We start from the raw sequence: 17,736 nt of genomic DNA on the forward strand, positions 1-17,736 counted from the left end.
TCGCTTCAGTCGATCACAATCATATCATGGTATAGTTTAGGCAATCACTCCCGCTCCGCTAGACCGGTCTCGTAACCCTTTACAAGACCGACAGATTCAAGGAGTGAAGCAATGACCGAATCGAACCCCAGCGGCGGAAAATGCCCGTTCGGCCATGGTGCCGTCTCTGGTGCCACTCCGCTCACCACCGCGTTCGGTGCGCCTGTTGTCGACAACTCAAATTCGATGACCGCGGGCCCGCGCGGCCCGCTGCTGATGCAGGATGTGTGGCTGCTGGAAAAGCTGGCCAACCTCAATCGCGAAGTGATCCCCGAACGGCGCATGCATGCGAAGGGTTCCGGCGCATTCGGCACGTTCACGGTCACCGGTGACGTCTCGAAATATACCCGTGCCAAATTCCTTGGCGAAGTGGGCAAGCAGACCGAACTCTTTGCCCGTTTCACTACCGTCGCCGGTGAGCGTGGCGCGGCCGATGCCGAGCGCGACATTCGCGGCTTTGCGGTGAAATTCTATACCGAGGAAGGCAACTGGGACATGGTCGGCAACAACACGCCAGTGTTCTTCGTGCGCGATCCGCGCAAATTCGCCGACCTCAACAAGGCCGTGAAGCGCGATCCGCGCACCAACATGCGCAGCGCCACCAACAACTGGGATTTCTGGACCCTGCTGCCCGAAGCCTTCCATCAGATCACCTACGTCATGGGCGATCGCGGCATTCCCAAAAGCTATCGCCACATGAACGGCTATTCCAGCCACACCTACTCGTTCTGGAACGAGGAAGGTGAGCGCTTCTGGGTGAAGGTCCACTTCAAGACCCGGCAGGGCGTAGAGTTCCTGACCGATGGTGAAGCGGCCGAAGTCGTCGCCAAGGACCGCGAATCCAACCAGCGCGATCTCTACGATGCCATCGAGCGCGGTGAATTCCCGAAGTGGACGGTACAGGTCCAGATCATGCCCGAAGTCGAAGCCGCCACCTGCGGTTTTCATCCCTTCGATCTCACCAAGGTCTGGCCGCATGCCGACTATCCCCTGATCGAGATCGGCGTGATGGAACTGAACCGCAATCCGGAGAACTTCTTCGCCGATGTCGAGCAAAGCGCCTTCGCGCCCTCCAACCTCGTCCCCGGCATCGGCGTCTCGCCCGACAAGATGCTGCAGGCGCGCCTCTTCGCTTATTCGGACGCGCAGCGCTATCGCCTTGGCGTGAACCATCACCAGATCCCGGTGAACGCCGCGCGCTGTCCCGTTTTCACCAACCACCGCGACGGCCAAGGCCGGGTGGACGGCAATTACGGCGGCCTTCCGCATTTTCACCCGAACTCGTTCGGTCAGTGGCAGGGGCAGCCCGAATATCGTGAGCCGCCCATGAAGATCGACGGGAATGCGGACTTCTGGGACTTCCGCGAGGATGACCACGACTATTACAGCCAGCCCCGCGCCCTGTTCGAACTCTACAGCGCGGATGAGAAAGAGCGGCTCTTCGCCAACACGACCCGCGCGATGGGCGATGCGCCCGATTTCATCAAGCAACGGCACATCGACAACTGCACGCGCTGCCATCCGGCTTACGGCGAAGGCGTTGCAAAGGCTTTGCGGATGAACGTCAATCCCGCACTGTCGCCCGTGCCTGAGACGGCGGACTGATCTTCCCGCCAAAGAGGCTGAACGATCCCATGTGTCACCTTGAGATGGCGCATGGGATCGCGTCTCGATTGCGGATTGGAGCCGAACGGATTGCGGCGAAAGGGGCAAGGACGCCCTTAAACCGAGAACAGGTACGGGTCGTAGGCCCATCTTGCGCATCAGGCTGGAGCGATGAAGCTTCGCGTTTATCTCGCTGATCTTCAATTCCCAGGCGATCTGCTTCTTCATCAGCCCGCGCACGACGCCTTCCATCGCCTGCCGCTCACGCTCGGTCAGCCCGTCGAAACGCTGGGCAACAGCCCGCTGACGTTGAACGTTGGAACAACCTTCAAGGTCGATCGCCCGCGCGTGCTCGACGGCATCGAGCAAGTTGAGCTCATCGAAAGGGCGGGGCAGGAAATCCGTTGCGTCCGCCTTGATGGCACTGACGGAAAGCCGAATGTCGGCATTGGTCCGGCTTGGAGTCCATCATTGTCGGATAAAGCCCTCGATCTTCTCAACCAGCGTTTCAGGAATTTCGTCAGGTATGAAGTGCCCGCTATCGACCCTGACCACTTCGGCGCCGGGTGCCTTGGTTGCAAGGACGCCTTTCAGCCACGCATAACCCGGCCCACCAAGTGCCAGCACCGGCATCGTAAGCGGCGCATAGCCATCGTTGTCGACGATGTCCTGAGGAAAGGCCTGATACCAACCATCACCCGCCCGGATGGCGTCCCCTGATGTGTACGCCGCAGCATAAACCTTCCTGTCAAGCGCGTCGATCGAACGTTCGTCCTTGGTCAAGTAATGGAAGAACCAGTCCTGCTCCATCCGGATACGCCCATCGCCCGCCATCTTTTCATGCAATTCGGGAACCTGGTGATAAGCGAACCACCAGACATAGGCATGTGAACCGTCTCCGACCTTGTCGCCAAACGTGCCCAGCGCCGGCAGCATGGGCCAGGTCGCAAGTCCGGCATCCGGCGGAGCGACGTCGAGAAGTACCAGCTTGCTGGTCAGTTCTGGATGATTGGCCGCAAAGCTGTAGGCTACCATCGAACCGATGTCGTGGCCGACTATATCGACCTTACCGAGGTGAAGCTGACGCACTAGACCTGCGATATCCGCAGCCATGGTTTTCTTGTCGTAACCGCCGGCAGGCTTGTCAGAGGTGCCCATCCCGCGCAGATCGACCGCGATCACCCGTCGATCTCGCACAAGCGCCGGCATGACCTTGTGATACGACCACCAAGTCTGAGGCCACCCCGGCAGCAATATCAACGGAGGGTTTGCGCTGTTTGCCGTGCCTCCTTCGACGTAATGAAGACGCACCCCGTCGACTTCCACGAAACCCTGGCGAAAGCCGGGCAAATGCCTGAGCAACGCTTCATCGGATGTCGCGGCCGTCATGGTTACGCTGCGCGAAGCTGCCAGGGCCGAGCCTGCCGCCATTACGGGGCTGGCCGAAAGCACCATGAGTGCAATTCGCAAAGTGAAGTTCCGGATCATGTTATGCTGCTCCTTGAGCCTGAACGGCTGCGGCGTCGGTCCTTTATTCGAATAGCGCAGCGCACCATGCGCGCTGCCAGACGCGTGGGCGCCAACCTCGTCCATGCGGCTGCTTCGCTCATTCCTGGGTATGAGTTGCTTGTGGTTAGCGCCCGCCGCCGGTGCCGGCGGACGGGCGCTTGAGGACCGCAGGAACCCTGCTCAGATCTGGACCTGCCCACCATCGACGAACAGTTCGACGCCGTTGATGAAGCTTGCCTCATCCGAACTCAGGAACAGCACGGCCTTGGCGATTTCCGAGGGCTGGCCGATACGACCGGCCGGGATCAGCCCTGCAAGATAGGCCTTGGTGTTCTCGGCATTTTCGCCGCCGCCGAACAGTTCGTCGACACCCGGAGTATCGGTGACGCCTGGGCTGACAGCGTTCACGCGGATGCGGCGATCCTTCAAATCGAGGATCCAGTTACGCGCAAAGTTGCGCACGGCCGCCTTGCTGGCACTGTAGACGCTCAGCGCAGGCGTTCCCGAAATGCTGACGGTCGAGGCGGTCAGGACGACAGAGGCGCCGTCACGCAGCAGCGGCAGGGCCTTCTGCACGGTGAACAGCACGCCCTTTACGTTGGTGTCGAAGGTTTTTTCGTAATGCTCCTCGGTGATCGCACCCAACGGTGCGAATTCGCCGCCTCCGGCATTGGCGAAGATTACGTCGATCGCAGGGTGCTGCTGCTGGACCGCGTCGTAGAGACGGTCGACATCTACCAGCTTGCTCATGTCGCCGCGTACGCCGGTGACCTTGCCGCCGATCGCCTTGACCGCCGCGTCGAGAGCTTCCTGCCGCCGTCCGGTGATGAACACCGACGCACCTTCATCCGCGAAGGCCTTTGCCGTCGCAAGACCAATTCCGGTCGTACCACCGGTGACTACGACAACCTTGTTTTCGAACTTGTCAGCCATGTCATTCTCCATTCGTGCATTTGGCGGGAACCGTTTCCCTGCCGCTGGAGAACGAATGCGTCCGGAACGATATTGGCTGTAGACAGCAAAATTGTGACTCAGCGTTCCACAAGAGGAACGATGATTGAAGGCCTGCGATGCTCCGCACGGAGATCCGCGTTTCGCATGGTCACCCTCGTGGACGATCTCTTCGCAGACTGTCCGGCAATGATTGCATCCGCCAGAACGCTCGCATGATGCCGAACACATGGCGAGGGGTTCACGCTTTCATCAGCACCATCATCGACCGACTGCCAGCACCATTCGCGCGACGGTGCCCGCAGCCAAACCCCCAGCGCCTCCTCCTCAGATGTTACGTCAGGCATACTCAGGGATGATTTCGGATTGAACGTTGTTCTGGTGAAATCCAGCCAAGGCAAACCTAGCGGGCAATCCAATTGTTCCAATATATCGAAATAACGATGTGATTTTATCTGACTTTTCCGAAATCTCGATCTTCGCCAGAGGTCACCTCACCGGCTGAAGAGGAACGGCTTCGCCCCTTATCTGCCTGACCCAATACAACCAAGGACCAGCATCATGGCTTATGTGACCACCAAGGACGGCGTCGAAATCTTCTACAAGGATTGGGGCCCGAAAGATGCCCAACCGATCGTGTTCCACCACGGCTGGCCGCTCTCGTCGGACGACTGGGATACCCAGATGCTGTACTTCCTCTCCAAGGGTTACCGCGTCGTCGCCCATGACCGCCGTGGCCATGGTCGCTCGCAGCAGGTGAGCGAAGGTCACGACATGGACCATTACGCTGCCGATGCCGCGGCGGTGATGGAACACCTCGACCTCAAGAACGCCGTTCATATCGGCCACTCGACCGGCGGCGGTGAAGTCGCGGCCTACGTCGCCCGTTATGGCATTCCTCAGGGCCGCGTCGCCAAGGCCGTGCTGGTCAGCGCCGTGCCGCCGATCATGCTCAAGACGGAAGCTTATCCGGGCGGCCTGCCGATCGAAGTGTTCGATGGCCTGCGCGCCGGGCTTGCCGCCAATCGCTCGCAGTTCTTCCGCGATGTTGCTGCCGGGCCGTTCTACGGCTTCAACCGTGAAGGCGCGAACGTGCTGCCCGCCGTGATCGACAACTGGTGGCGTCAGGGCATGATGGGGAGCGCCAAGGCCCATTACGAGGGTATCAAGGCCTTCTCGGAAACCGACCAGACCGAAGATCTGAAGGCGATCACCGTGCCCACGCTCGTGCTCCATGGCGATGACGATCAGGTCGTGCCCTACAAGAACGCCGGCGTGCTTCAGGCCGAGATCCTGCCGAATGCGACGCTCAAGATCTACGAAGGCTTCTCGCACGGCATGCTCACCGTCAACGCCGATACCATCAATCCCGACCTGCTCGCTTTCGTGCAGGGCTGAACCATAGCCCCCGGGATGGCCCATCGGCATCCCGGGGGCAATTGGCCCATGCCCGTTTCTCGCCGGACACCGATCGAACAGATCACGGTGTCCCACGAACCTCGACGCCGAAACCCGTCCGAAGTGGAAATCCGGTTGTCCCTCCATGCAGTGCGCGTCTAGGATCACTTCCTGACCCTTCCTGACACCTGAGAGATACAGCGATGATCCGTGTACTGGTGGTCGACGATCACCCCGTTGTTTGTGAGGGCCTGAGCGCAATCATCGAAAGCGAGGGGGATCTGACGATCGTCGGCACTGCCGGCGACGGGATCGAAGCCGTACATCAGTTCTCGGCGCTCCGACCCGACGTCACCTTGATGGACATGCAGATGCCCACAGCGAGCGGCGCTGAAGCCATCGCGACCATTCTGGCGGACGCGCCTTCGGCAAGGATCATTGTCTTGTCGACATATGCCGGAGATGCGTCGGCGGCGCGCGCTCTAAAGATCGGCGCGGCCGGTTACATGCTCAAGAGCAATGCCCGCAAGGTCATAGCGCAGGCGATCCGCGATGTTCACGCCGGCAAGCGCTACATCGATGCGTCGGTCGCTTCGGAAATCGCCATCCATGTCGGCGATCGGCCGTTGACCGCGCGCGAAACGCAGGTGCTGGCACAGGCGGCAAGAGGCAACGGCAACCGCGAGATTGCAAAGATCCTGAGTATTTCCGAGGAAACCGTGAAGGATTACTTCAAGAGCGCCTTCACGAAGCTCAATGTCTCCGATCGCACCCACGCGGTTACCGAGGCGCTGCGGCGAGGCATGCTGACGATCTGATCGGCCCGAGAACTATCTCGTCAGCCAAGCCGGCAAATCCATGCGAACCGGATATGCCCTGCGTCCCGGAACTCTCATGTGGACGGAAGTGCCCTCCCCCGGCCGGGTTTCGACCGTCAGTCTGGCCCCGATGCTCTCTGCACGCTTTTGCATCCCGACCAGGCCATAGCCGGAGGCGGCATCCATGCTGTTCTCAAACCCCGACCCATTGTCGGCCACGAGAACCTCCAGAGCGCGCGAACCGAACGTCAGGTAAACCGAAACGCTCTGCGCCCGCGCATGGCGCGCCGCGTTGAACAACGCCTCCGCCACGATCTCGCGAACTTCGCGAATAACCACGACATCGACCGATCGCGCTTGTCCATTTGCCGAAACGGACCGCTCTACGTCCGCTGCAAACGGCATCTCCATCATGACCTGCTGCAGCATGGCATGGAGGTCGGCGGGGCTGTCCTCCAGATGCAGGTTGTGAACACGCAGTTTACCCTCGGCAATGAGTGCATCCGCGCGGTCGAGGCTTTGCTCCAATTCCTGTCGATTGGGGTCGGGAATCTGCATCCTGGACGTAATCGCCTGAATGCGCATGACCAGCCCCTGCATGCCTTGCAGCAGGGTGTCGTGAATGTCGCGAGCGATGCGCTCACGCTCATTTGCGCGTTCGGCTGCCTGGCTGCGCAATCGCCGCGCGACCTGTGCGATACGCCAACGCACGGCAAGCCAGAGACCAAGCAACAGGACCAGCCCTGCGGATACTGCAAACCACCAAGTCTGCCAGAAGTGCGGCGCCACATCGATCTCGATGGTTTGCCCCTTGTAATTCCAGACGCCGTGAGAATTGGCGCCCATGACTTCGAGGCGATAATGTCCAGGAGGCAACTGCGTGAACATTGCCGCGCGCTGCTCGCTGGCGTCGACCCACTCAGGGTCCATGCCCTTCAGCCTGTAGCGCAGGCGCGTCGCCATGGGATTGTCGAAATCGACGACGGCAAGCTGTATCCGCAGCCGGCCGGTGCCGGACGCCAGTTCCAGTCTGGGGCCCACCGGCATGACCCGATCATCGGCTTCGATTGCCGTGACGAGCACGGGCGGTGGCGGCCCGTCCGCAGGCGCAGTGGCCGGATCGAATACAGCGATCCCGTTGCTCGTCGAAACCCAGACACGTCCGCTGCCGTCGGCGGCCAGACCCGAAATGTTCGCATAAGTCGGCGGACCGGGCACGCCGTCTGCAGCGCGGAAAATACGCACATCGGGCTGGAAATGCGGATCGACAAAGGTGCGATCGAGATCGACCGTCCGCAGTCGGACGATCCCGCTGCTGGTCTGCAGCCACGTCTCGCCGCGCGGCGTCTGCACGATTCCGGCGACGAAATTGAGCCAGGGGAAGCGGGCACTCGACACCACTTTGACCGACCGGCCGTCGAACCGGCCAAGGCCGCGGTCGCCGCCCAGCAGTGTCGCATTTCCGCTGCGATACTGGGCTTCGATAAAGCCCAGCGTATTGTCGTCATGGCGCCATACGATACGGGAATGCTCGCCATCGGTCAGCCACAGATTGCCGTTGCCGATATAGGCAAGCACCCACCCGTCGCGCCACGCGGAATACGTGCCGATCGAATAGCCGGAATCTTCACCCAGAGCGACCGCGGCGGAGCGCCCTGATCCCAGCAGAGCAAGGCCGCGATCGGCAGCTCCCCACAGGCGGCCCCGCGCATCTTCAAGGCATCCATTGAAGCCCAGCTCTTTGGCAAGCCTTGCCCCTTCCTGACCGAGAGGGAGCGACGCCGGTGAAGGTCCGCCGATGCGTGTGAAACCGTCCGTCCCGTTGAACACCCAGACGCCTCCGGACCTGGCCGCGCATGGCGCGACCCCGCTTGGGCGTGTTCCCGGCCAGGAGGTGAAGCCTCTGCCAAGGCCCGACCGAAACAGGCGATCATGCCTCCAGGCCCAAACGGTGCCGAGCCCGTCAGCGGCAGCGAATGCGGGAGAGCGGTTTTCGACCGTGTTGTTGGCGCCTGCCAGCACCGACACGAAGGAACTGCGACTGAAGCGTTCCAGCCCCTGGCTCGTCCCTATCCAGAGCGCCTGTTCGCGATCGATCATCGACGGCAGCGCGCTCAGCGGCAATACGGATGCGGTCAGTGCATAGCCGCTGGGCCATGCGGCAATACGCACTGCACGCCCGGACGCTCCGATTTCGTAGCGCTCCAGCACGTTGTCGCTTTGAATGATCCAGAAATGACGGGCATCCTCGAACCGGACGGGTGCGTCCCCCTTCCGGCTGAACCCTTCGATCACAAAGGCCTTGCCATCAGCGCCCTCGGTCGCCCCCAGTTCGGTGAGGCGGTTTTTCCCGACCAGCCAGACACGGCCGTCAGGACCGTCCGCAAGGCTGGAGGAACGGATCCCGCGCGCAACGATCCGCACACGATGATCGCTTGCGGAGATGGCGATGAGCCGGTCGCCCACCAGCAGCCACAGCGTTCCATCGCCGCCGATGGCGCTGCCATAGAACAGATCGGACTTGAACTCGGTCCACGACACCCATTTGCGATTGACCAGACGGGCGATGTAGACTTGCCTGCTGTCGCTGCCCACCGCCCACGCCATGCCGGCGCGGTTCGCTGGCAAGGCCCAGACAGTACTCATTCGCAGACCGGTCAGAGCGACATGCCGACCCGAACGCACGAGCGAGAGTCCGCCGTAATCGTGACCTACCCACAGATCGCCATCGGCAGTTGCCAACAGCGGCCCGATCGTATCGGCTTGGATCGGCTTCGCGCTGGAAGGCGGTAGCCGCGCGAAACTCCGGCCGTCGTACCTGTAGAGGCCATCACTGGCGCCAATCCACAGGATCCCGTCGGGCGTCTGCGCCAGAGACCGAACTCCGGCCGGAGCGCCCTCCCGCGGCCCCGTGAAGCTATGCTGCCAACCTTGCATTTCGAGGGAGGACAGTGGCTGAGTTCCGGCCCCGGCGCCGCCGCTTGTCGCGCACATCAGGCTGGACGCAATCAGCAAGGCAATGCGGGACAGCCTTTTCCGCTGCCGCAACAATCCTGCTCGGCCCGGCCGCCCCACTGCGTTCAACACCACGCGTTTCTCCTTAACCCCGCGTGGCGACGCAGCACGGCCTGTTCGCCCCTAGCACCGAGCCGACGGTGATGCACTCATGCGCCGGTATGAGGTGGCGGCACGAAGATCGAACCTTCGCCCCCGGCCCGTTCACACCCGCGTATAATTGCTCGGGGGGAAGCATCGGGCCTAGGAACGGACGATCGGAAGGCTTTTCAATGAACCGCACATCACCCCCTTACCCATGCGTGGCGATCGTCGACGACGAGGAATGCGTCCGTACGGCCCTTGCCGGTCTGTTGCGGTCGGTCGACGTGCATTCGGACCTGTTCGAAAGCGGCCTCCGTCTTCTCGAACACGATTTAAGCCATTTCACCCTTGTCCTGAGCGATATTCAAATGCCCGGACTTTCGGGAATCGAGCTGCTGGACCGCATCCATTCGATAGCGCCCGATCTTCCGGTAGCCCTGATGACCGCCTTCCCCGATGCCGAGTGGCGCCAGCGCGCTCTTGAAAAGGGCGCGTACCGCTTCCTTGCCAAACCCCTGGATGCCGATGCCGTCATTGCCATGATCGAAGGTCTGCTGGGCGGGGCCGGACAAGCCTGACCATGGTCACGCCCTTCACGGACCGTACGAGAGTTTCTCTCGCGGCGCTGACAGCGGCAGCCGTCTTCGTCATCGATACGTTCACGCGCCTGCAGAGCGCCGTCGCGGTGCTCTATGCGCTGGTGCTGCTGATAGCCGACGACGGGACTTCACGGCTGCGTCCCTCTCGCTGGGCCTATCCCTGCGCCGTCCTTGCCGTAATCAGCTTTCTCATCAATCACGGTGGCGGCGCCGATACGGACGAAATGCTGCGCCTCGTGGCCAGCCTTGCCGCCGTCACCATTGCTGCCCTGCTCCTTGCCCGGAACCGGCGACTGCGTGAGAAGGTCCGGGCCAGCGACCTCCGTTACGAAACAATCTTCAATTCGCTTGCTCTTGCCATCTGGGAGCATGATTTCACGCAGGTCATGGCCGAACTGAACGCTCTCAAGGCAAGCGGCGTCGATGATCTGGAAGCCCATCTGCGAGACAATCCCGGTCAGGTCGCGCACTTGTGCGGCCTGGTGAGGATCACGCATGCCAATGATGCGGCGATGCGGCTGTTGGGTAGGACGGGAAAGGCAGGATTCTTCGAGCACCTTTCCGACTTTCTACCCGAAGAGGATAAGAGTTTCGTGGAAGGCCTGCTCGCCCTCGGCCGGCGCAGCCCGACGTTCGAGACCGAATGCCTGGTCCGCGGGGCCCAAGGCGAGCTCATACCCATCTTCATTGCGATGCGTCTGCCGACCGATGGCAACGGCTATGATCGCGTCTGTGGCAGCGTGCTCGATCTTACCGAGCGCAAGCGCATGGAAAAGAACCTGGAAGCTGCGCGGCTCGAACGGGACGAGGCGCTGCACCGCGCGATCATCGGCGGCCTCTCCACGTCGATTTCGCACGAGGTCAGCCAACCGCTATCCTCGATCAACGCCTATCTCGCCGCCGCCCGGCGCTGGCTCGACAGGCGCCCCCCGGATCTCGCCGAAGCGCGCCGGGTCATTGCACAAGCACAACATGCCGGAGAGGATGCCACTCAGGTCATTGCCCAGGTCCATGAAGTGGTGGAACGGGGCCGTCTGGAAAGGTCGCTCGTGCCTTTCGCCCCTCTCATCCGGCGCGCGGCCGAGGCTATCCGAACGCGGCACCCGACAACCTCGTTCGACCTGACGCTTGGAGATGGCAACGAGTACATACTGGGCGAGGTTCAGCTGCTGGAGCGTCTCGTCTCCAGCCTGATTGGCGGCGGACTGAATGCCTCGCACTGCCCCGAAGAGCAAAGGGCGATAAGGATCGCGACATCTGCCGATGGCTCGTATGTACGACTTAACATCACCTGTAGCGCTTTCACGGAACCGGCGGTGCCCTGGGTTTCGGATAGACAACCCGCCCATCTTTCAGCCGGAGGGCTCAGTCTTTGCCGCGCCATCGCGCAGTTCCATGGCGGCTCCATCCGAGTTACCCGCAACGGTGAGGGAACGGGCATCGATATCGAACTCGAACTTCCTCGTGCCTGCGATGAGGAATAAGCATTCGTCGCCGTACCAGATGCGCAGGTGATCTCGATCATCCCCGCGTATAAAAGCATTTCCCGTAACCATGGCATAAGCCCGTCCGATCCCACGCCCAACGCCAACGGCGGCACGGAGATTTCATGTCCACCAGAAAACCGGTTCCTGCCGGCCCCCTCCTTGTCATCGGCGGTATCGCCGCCCTGCTCGTGCTTCCCTTTCTGTGGGCGGCCGGATGGATCGGCCCCAAGCGCATCAACGGCGGTGATGTCACCCGCGCGCTGGAGTACAATACCGGCAAGAAGCAGCCCGGGTTCCGCCGCGCCCATGCCAAGGGCCTCTGCCTGTCGGGCAATTTCACGGCCAACGGCGCCGGAAGCGCGGTCTCCACAGCCAAGGCATTTGAACCCGGGACGTATCCCGTGATCGGCCGCTTCTCGGTCGCAGGCGGCAATCCGCTTGCCACCGATGGGCGCAATGTCTTCCATTCCATGGCCTTGCTCCTGAACACGCCCGACGGCCAGGAGTGGCGCATGGCGATGGATCATACGCCGATCTTCCCGGTACCGAGCGCGGCAGGTTTCATTGCCCTGCAACGCGCCACGCGGCCCGACCCGGCGACAGGCAAACCCGATCCGGCCAAAATGAAGGCCCTGATCGCCGAGTATCCTTCGGTAAAGGCCTTCCAGGACTATCTCACCAAAGCGGTGCTTCCGAGCAGCTTCGCCAATGCGACCTATTACTCGATCAATGCCTTCACCTTGACCGACAGCACCGGCAACGCACGCTTCGTGCGCTGGCAGTTCACGCCGGAGGCACCGCTCAGCGGGCTCGACAAGGCCCATCTGGACACTTTGCCGCGCGATGCGCTCTTTCGCGAAATGATCGATCGGACGGCCAGGGAGCCATCGCGCTGGCACCTGATCCTGACGATCGCGAACCCCGGTGACCGTACCGACAGTGCCACCGTGGCCTGGTCAGGTCCGCACCGGACCATCGACGCCGGTGTGCTCACCGTCGACAAGGTCATGCCCGAGGAGGTCGGCGCCTGCCGCGATCTCAACTTCGATCCCACGATCCTGCCGGCCGGCATCGGCCTGTCCGACGACCCGCTGCTGGCGGCACGATCGAAGGTCTATTCCTCCTCCTTCCAGCGCCGCGCCGGCGAAGGGCCGCATCCGAGCGCGGTGGGGGGCGATCTTGCCGAAGACCTTGCCAAAGACCCTGCTTACAAGGAGGCTGCGCGATGAACCGCCCTCCTCATGATTTCCATCCGCTGCTGCGCGTGGTTCACTGGCTCATGGCGGCCATGGTCCTCGCCATGCTGTTCATCGGTGTCGGCATGGTCTCCACCACCGGTCCCGCCTATCTTACCCTGCTGGAACTGCACCGACCGGTCGGCATCGCAATCCTGATTCTGGTGTTGCTGCGCCTTCCCCTGCGCCTCGTCACGGGATCCCCGCCTCTGCCCCTTGACCTGCCGCCCATGCAGGTGCTGGCGGCCAAGGGCTCGCACGTGCTGCTCTATGCCAGCATGGCGGCAATGCCGCTGATCGGATGGGCCATGCTGGCCGCCGGCGGCTATCCCGTGAAATTGTTCTCCGGCCTGATACTGCCGCCGATCGCTCCACACGACTTGTGGCTCTACGCGTGGCTGCGGCAGGCGCATACGGTGATCGCGGTGCTGTTCTTCGCGCTGATCCTCGCCCACCTCTGCGCCGCATTGTTCCATGGCCTGATCCGCAAGGACGGCGTGCTGCGCAGCATGACGGTGGGAACGCCGCCAAGCCCTTCGGAACCTCCGCAAGCCGATAGTGAAATTTCTGACTTCGACGTATTCGCACCCGCCGATGATCCCGGTGCCCCGGAGTTTCCGGTACCGCAACCCAAGGCGGGCGAATGACTTCGGCACCCGAGTTTCCAGAATCCGACCCCGGTACCCAAGCTCACCGCTATCACCGCATCTTCGAAGCCACGGTTGTCGCGTTCTGGGAAATCGATCTGGCCGACATGCAGGCCATGCTGGCCGAAAGGTGCCGGGAAAGCGGACTGGAACCGGCCGACTATGTCCGGGCCAATCCCGGCTTCATCCGCCAATCGATCGACACCTGCCGCGTTCTCGATCTCAACACACGGGCGCAGGTGCTTTTCGGAGTCGACCGCGAAACCGCACTGGCAACGCCTTTCGGGCATTGGTGCCCGCCCCAGGCGGAGACGATGCTGTTCGACAACCTCATGGCCTATCTGACCGGCGAAGCAGGTTACGAGGGCGAGGCGCTGATGATGCGGGCGGACGGCTCGCTGTTCCCCGTCCATGTCAGCACGGCGTTTCCACAGGAACCGGTGTCTCCACCGGCAGGCACCTTCGCCGTCATGGACATCAGCGATCGCATCGAGCGCGAGGAAGCACTGGCAAGGCTCAATACCGAGCTGATCAGGGCGGCCCGCGTCGCCACTCTGGGCGAACTGGCCGCTTCCATCGCCCATGAAGTCAACCAGCCGCTGACGGCACTCGTCGCGAATGGGAATGCGGCCATGCGCTGGCTCAGGCGACCAACGCCCGACCTCGAGGAAGCGATCGAGGCCATTTCGCGCATCGTCGAGGACGGGACCCGCGCCAGCGAAGTGCTCGCCCGTACCCGCCGCATGGCGACCAAGGGCGACGGCATGCGCGCGCCTCATGACTTCGCGACGATTGTCGAGGAAGCACTGACGATAACCCGCTGGCAACTGGCAAGCCTCGGCGCGGAAATCGACGTGACCATCGCTGCGAATGTCGACAAGGTGCACGCGGACAAAGTGCAGATCCAACAGGTACTCATCAACCTGCTGGTCAACGCCGCGCAGGCCATGGCCACCATCCCCGCGCCGCGCCGGATAGGCCTTTCCGCTCGCCCGAGCGGCACATTCGTCACAATCCATGTCGATGACGAAGGTCCGGGCATTCCCGAGACGGCGGGCCAACAGGTCTTCAACGCCTTCTATACCACCCGGCCCGACGGGATGGGCATGGGCCTCTCGATAACCCGCACGATCGTCGAAGCGCATGGCGGCACGATCCGGGTCGACACCTCGCCGCAAGGCGGCGCGAGCTTCCAGTTCACCCTGCCTCGCGCAGACTGAACGCAACTGCGGCAGGCACGTAGCATCGCCGATGGAGGTTAGCCGGTCATACGCAGGCATGATCGACAGGACGCAGCGCTTTCGCTCTTAGGGTTCCATCCCCGCCGACCATCCGGCGCGCTCGGAAACTCCGGGGAACGGAAACGCCATGTCCAATTCCATTGCCCCGCCTGCAGAATCCTTCTCCCGTCGCTGGACTGCCGTGTGCGCCATTGCCCTTGGGACTTTCGTCATGGTGACGAGCGAGTTCCTGCCGGTCGGCCTGCTCGGATCGATCGCGCAAGACGTTGGCGCTTCGGAAGGCCGAACCGGCCTTTTGCTATCCGTACCCGGCCTCGTCGCCGCAATCAGCGCGCCTGCCTTCGCCATCTTTGCCGGCCGCCTCGACAGGCGCATGGTGCTGTCAGGCCTGACCCTCAGCATTGCGCTCTCCGATCTGGTGGTGGCCCATTCGGTTCACCTGTGGATGGCTTTGGCCGGACGCGTGCTGCTGGGTCTGGCCCTCGGCGGAGTATGGACTTTCGCCGCCGCAATCGGGCGCAGACTGGTGTCGCAGGACGATGGCAACCGCGCGGCCGCAATCATCATGGGCGGCATATCCGTCGGCACGGTACTCGGCGTACCGCTCGGAACTATGGCCGGCGGGCTCATGGGTTGGCGTGCGGCCTTCGACTGCGTGGCCCTGCTCGCCCTGATCGCATTTGTGCTGCAGGCAATGATCATCCCACCGCTCGAAGCAAGCGAACGCCTCACTATGAAGTCCATGACGGGGGTGCTGGGCATCCCGGCTATTCGTATCGGCTTTCTTGCTACGGCGCTCGTCGTTGCCGGGCACTTCAGCGCCTATGCCTATCTGGAACCATTTCTGGCGGCACGAGGGGTTTCCGGCGCAATGATGGCATGGTTGCTGGCCGGCTACGGGCTGGCCGGATTGATCGGCGTCTGGCTGGGAACATGGGCGAGCAGCGTCAGCCCGCGCTGGGCGCTTGCAGGCGCCATGCTGGTCATAGGCCTCGCGATCGCCACCGCCCTGTCGGCGGAAGCCCAGCCTGCCATGGCGGCGGCCACCATTCTTGCCTGGGGAGCTGCCTTCGGCGCGCTTCCGCTCTGCCTGCAGGTCTGGACGCTTCGCGCCGCACCACGCAATTTCGAGGCAAGCTCCGCGCTTACCAACACGGTTTTCCAGTCTTCCGTGGCGATCGGTGCCCTTGTCGGAGGGCTGAGCATCGATCACGGCGGAGTCGGAAAGGCCTGGATGATCGGCAGTGGGCTCGCCCTCACAGGTGCCCTTGTTGCATCACGCAAGCCGTAGTGTCGCCGATCCATCATAGAGGTCTCGCTCATCTGCCGTCGCGATCGGGATATCGATCGTAAACGTGCATCCAGGGCCAGCGTTGTTGCAAGCGACGATCGTGCCGCCATGGGCCTCGACGATTCCTTTGGAAACGGACAGGCCCATCCCCATGCCATCGGCCTTGGTGGTGAAGAACGCCTCGAACAATCGCGCTGCGGCGACGGCATCCAGCCCCGGCCCGGTATCGACAACGCGGATGATTGCGCGCTGGCCATCCGCCTGGAATTCGACTTCGACCACCCTTTTCTGACTGCCGCCTTCGGACATGGCCTGCGCCGCATTGACGATGAGGTTGATGATGACCTGCTGCAGTTGCACCCGGTCGCCCAGGATCCGGATCGGGGCGTCGCCGCCGGCCAGCGTGCAGGAAGCGCCCAGGATACCGATCTGGCGCCGCGTGATCTCGATCGCTTCCGCCAGAGTCGGCTTCAGCTCGAAGACAGTGCGCTCACCGCTGCCCTTCATCGCCATGGCGCGAGTACGCGCGATGATCCGGGACGCGCGCTCCCCTTCCAGGATCATGTGACCGATGGCCACGCGTGCCTCGTCGAGATCGGCCACCGGCCTGTTCAGCCAGCGCAGCGCAGCATGGCCGTTCGTCATGATCGCGCTCAGCGGTTGATTGATTTCGTGGGTGATGGATGCTGCCAGTTCCCCGAGGATCGAGACGCGTCCCGCATGAGCAAGATCCAGCTGCGCGCGGGCAAGCGCCTTTTCCCGGGCGATCCGCTCACTGATGTCGACGAGGCCCACGACAACGAAGACCTGCTCTTCCGGCCGCTTCGGATAGGCGGCGCTCAGGATAACGTCGAGGTTGGAGCCATCCTTCCGGCGGATCACCGTTTCCGCCTCATGGCTGACCTTTCGGGCGATGTAATCGAGGAAGACACGGTTCCACACCGCCATTGTCTCGTCCGGGCACCACATGCCAAGCGGGTTGCCCACCGCCTCGGTCGGCACCACGCCGAGCATCTGGCAGGCCTTCTCGTTGAGGCCGACAATCGGCGTGCGATCGAGCACGCGCCTGACGACAGTGATGTCGGACGCAATGTGAGCGGCAACATCCCCCACCTCGCTTTCCAGTTCCGCCATGACCCGGCGAACGCCGCGAAGATCGATCTCCACGAAGCCGACGATCGTGCCGTCGAACACGCTGCGAAACCGGTTCTGCTCGCGCGAGAGATCGAACACGAGGATGTGGAACCCCTCGAACTCTCCCTCGGCAATCCTCGGAACGTAGCGGATCGCCGCCTCGCGCGAACCGCCACTGCAATGCGGGACATCGGCCTCGAACGAGACCGTCTCACCGCCGGCAACCCGCTCCAGATAGGGGCGCCGCTGGGCATAGAGAGCATCACCGAGAAAGTCGCGCATATGGTTGCCGACAAGTTGCTCCGGCGTCCGCCCGTACCAATGGATATGGTGATCGTTGGCGAAACGGCAGACATGCGCGGCATCGAAGAACGAGATCAGCGCCGGAACCGCATCGGCCGTCGATACACCGTAGTCGGCGGCCCGGGGCTCTGCTCTTGTGTCCAACATTCCGGCGTGCCTCGCGTCGTTACTTTGCAGCCGCGGCGACCGGCACCAAGCGGCCCGGAACCGGAGAGCGGTATCCGACGCGATGATATTGACCGCTTGCGAGAGCAACAATCGCGCGTCCGAGGGGAAGGATTGCCCCCCCGAACGGGGGGATGCGCATGCTGACGCCATTGCGTATCGCAGCGCTCATACCTGTGTATGATGTTCGCAAGGCGCCGGGATGAGCCACATTG

General features: G+C 62.5%; 13 protein-coding genes. 9 read left to right on the forward strand and 4 right to left on the reverse strand.

Annotated elements, in window-relative coordinates:
- The first annotated feature begins 111 nt into the window (after nucleotides 1-111).
- On the forward strand, nucleotides 112-1,644 hold the full coding sequence (locus tag EDF56_RS20015; protein ID WP_132390834.1) for a catalase: 1,533 nt from the start codon (nucleotides 112-114) through the stop codon (nucleotides 1,642-1,644).
- Between the two features lie 468 nt (nucleotides 1,645-2,112).
- Here the strand turns inward: EDF56_RS20015 and EDF56_RS20025 are convergent, their stop codons facing one another.
- Complete coding sequence (locus EDF56_RS20025) at nucleotides 2,113-3,237, reverse strand: alpha/beta hydrolase (protein WP_243652725.1); 1,125 nt, start codon at nucleotides 3,235-3,237, stop codon at nucleotides 2,113-2,115.
- Nucleotides 3,238-3,333: 96 nt separating this feature from the next.
- Nucleotides 3,334-4,086, reverse strand: coding sequence for a glucose 1-dehydrogenase (locus EDF56_RS20030; RefSeq protein ID WP_132390836.1), 753 nt, complete (start codon nucleotides 4,084-4,086; stop codon nucleotides 3,334-3,336).
- A 579-nt stretch (nucleotides 4,087-4,665) separates the two neighbouring features.
- Between EDF56_RS20030 and EDF56_RS20035 the strand changes: the two genes are divergently transcribed.
- Both EDF56_RS20035 and EDF56_RS20040 read left to right on the forward strand, forming a co-directional pair.
- Complete coding sequence (locus EDF56_RS20035; RefSeq protein WP_132390838.1) at nucleotides 4,666-5,502, forward strand: alpha/beta hydrolase; 837 nt, start codon at nucleotides 4,666-4,668, stop codon at nucleotides 5,500-5,502.
- Between the two features lie 203 nt (nucleotides 5,503-5,705).
- Nucleotides 5,706-6,320 (forward strand): response regulator transcription factor, encoded by a 615-nt coding sequence (locus EDF56_RS20040; RefSeq protein WP_132390840.1) that lies wholly within the window; start codon nucleotides 5,706-5,708, stop codon nucleotides 6,318-6,320.
- Nucleotides 6,321-6,332: 12 nt separating this feature from the next.
- Here the strand turns inward: EDF56_RS20040 and EDF56_RS20045 are convergent, their stop codons facing one another.
- Nucleotides 6,333-9,257, reverse strand: coding sequence for a sensor histidine kinase (locus EDF56_RS20045; protein ID WP_165912275.1), 2,925 nt, complete (start codon nucleotides 9,255-9,257; stop codon nucleotides 6,333-6,335).
- A gap of 380 nt (nucleotides 9,258-9,637) precedes the next feature.
- Between EDF56_RS20045 and EDF56_RS26045 the strand changes: the two genes are divergently transcribed.
- The 6 genes from EDF56_RS26045 (at nucleotide 9,638) to EDF56_RS20075 (ending at nucleotide 15,919) form a co-directional block, all read left to right on the forward strand.
- Complete coding sequence (locus tag EDF56_RS26045; RefSeq protein ID WP_165912276.1) at nucleotides 9,638-9,997, forward strand: response regulator; 360 nt, start codon at nucleotides 9,638-9,640, stop codon at nucleotides 9,995-9,997.
- A gap of 107 nt (nucleotides 9,998-10,104) precedes the next feature.
- On the forward strand, nucleotides 10,105-11,502 hold the full coding sequence (locus EDF56_RS20055) for a PAS domain-containing protein (protein ID WP_165912277.1): 1,398 nt from the start codon (nucleotides 10,105-10,107) through the stop codon (nucleotides 11,500-11,502).
- Between the two features lie 125 nt (nucleotides 11,503-11,627).
- Nucleotides 11,628-12,734, forward strand: a complete 1,107-nt coding sequence (locus EDF56_RS20060) for a catalase family peroxidase (RefSeq protein ID WP_132390848.1) — start codon at nucleotides 11,628-11,630, stop codon at nucleotides 12,732-12,734.
- Entirely contained in the window at nucleotides 12,731-13,387 is a 657-nt protein-coding gene (locus EDF56_RS20065; RefSeq protein WP_132390850.1) for a cytochrome b/b6 domain-containing protein, read from the forward strand. The genes EDF56_RS20060 and EDF56_RS20065 overlap by 4 nt, the downstream gene beginning before the upstream one ends.
- A complete protein-coding gene (locus tag EDF56_RS20070) occupies nucleotides 13,384-14,607 on the forward strand; it encodes an ATP-binding protein (RefSeq protein ID WP_132390852.1) in 1,224 nt (407 codons plus the stop codon). The genes EDF56_RS20065 and EDF56_RS20070 overlap by 4 nt, the downstream gene beginning before the upstream one ends.
- A 148-nt stretch (nucleotides 14,608-14,755) precedes the next feature.
- Nucleotides 14,756-15,919, forward strand: a complete 1,164-nt coding sequence (locus EDF56_RS20075; protein WP_132390854.1) for an MFS transporter — start codon at nucleotides 14,756-14,758, stop codon at nucleotides 15,917-15,919.
- Here the strand turns inward: EDF56_RS20075 and EDF56_RS20080 are convergent.
- Nucleotides 15,905-17,503 (reverse strand): ATP-binding protein, encoded by a 1,599-nt coding sequence (locus EDF56_RS20080; protein WP_165912278.1) that lies wholly within the window; start codon nucleotides 17,501-17,503, stop codon nucleotides 15,905-15,907. The two genes, EDF56_RS20075 and EDF56_RS20080, sit on opposite strands and share 15 nt — an antisense overlap.
- Nucleotides 17,504-17,736: the final 233 nt, after the last annotated feature.

Origin of the sequence: Novosphingobium sp. PhB165 (assembly GCF_004341845.1) — a bacterium.
Lineage (GTDB): Bacteria > Pseudomonadota > Alphaproteobacteria > Sphingomonadales > Sphingomonadaceae > Novosphingobium.

What these genes read in the sequence shown, in the direction of transcription:
- EDF56_RS20015 (WP_132390834.1), top strand. Translation starts at nt 112, where the DNA reads ATGACCGAATCGAACCCCAGCGGCGGAAAATGCCCGTTCGGCCATGGT.
- EDF56_RS20025 (WP_243652725.1), bottom strand. Translation starts at nt 3,237, where the DNA reads ATGGACGAGGTTGGCGCCCACGCGTCTGGCAGCGCGCATGGTGCGCTG.
- EDF56_RS20030 (WP_132390836.1), bottom strand. Translation starts at nt 4,086, where the DNA reads ATGGCTGACAAGTTCGAAAACAAGGTTGTCGTAGTCACCGGTGGTACG.
- EDF56_RS20035 (WP_132390838.1), top strand. Translation starts at nt 4,666, where the DNA reads ATGGCTTATGTGACCACCAAGGACGGCGTCGAAATCTTCTACAAGGAT.
- EDF56_RS20040 (WP_132390840.1), top strand. Translation starts at nt 5,706, where the DNA reads ATGATCCGTGTACTGGTGGTCGACGATCACCCCGTTGTTTGTGAGGGC.
- EDF56_RS20045 (WP_165912275.1), bottom strand. Translation starts at nt 9,257, where the DNA reads ATGCAAGGTTGGCAGCATAGCTTCACGGGGCCGCGGGAGGGCGCTCCG.
- EDF56_RS20060 (WP_132390848.1), top strand. Translation starts at nt 11,628, where the DNA reads ATGTCCACCAGAAAACCGGTTCCTGCCGGCCCCCTCCTTGTCATCGGC.
- EDF56_RS20065 (WP_132390850.1), top strand. Translation starts at nt 12,731, where the DNA reads ATGAACCGCCCTCCTCATGATTTCCATCCGCTGCTGCGCGTGGTTCAC.
- EDF56_RS20070 (WP_132390852.1), top strand. Translation starts at nt 13,384, where the DNA reads ATGACTTCGGCACCCGAGTTTCCAGAATCCGACCCCGGTACCCAAGCT.
- EDF56_RS20075 (WP_132390854.1), top strand. Translation starts at nt 14,756, where the DNA reads ATGTCCAATTCCATTGCCCCGCCTGCAGAATCCTTCTCCCGTCGCTGG.
- EDF56_RS20080 (WP_165912278.1), bottom strand. Translation starts at nt 17,503, where the DNA reads ATGTTGGACACAAGAGCAGAGCCCCGGGCCGCCGACTACGGTGTATCG.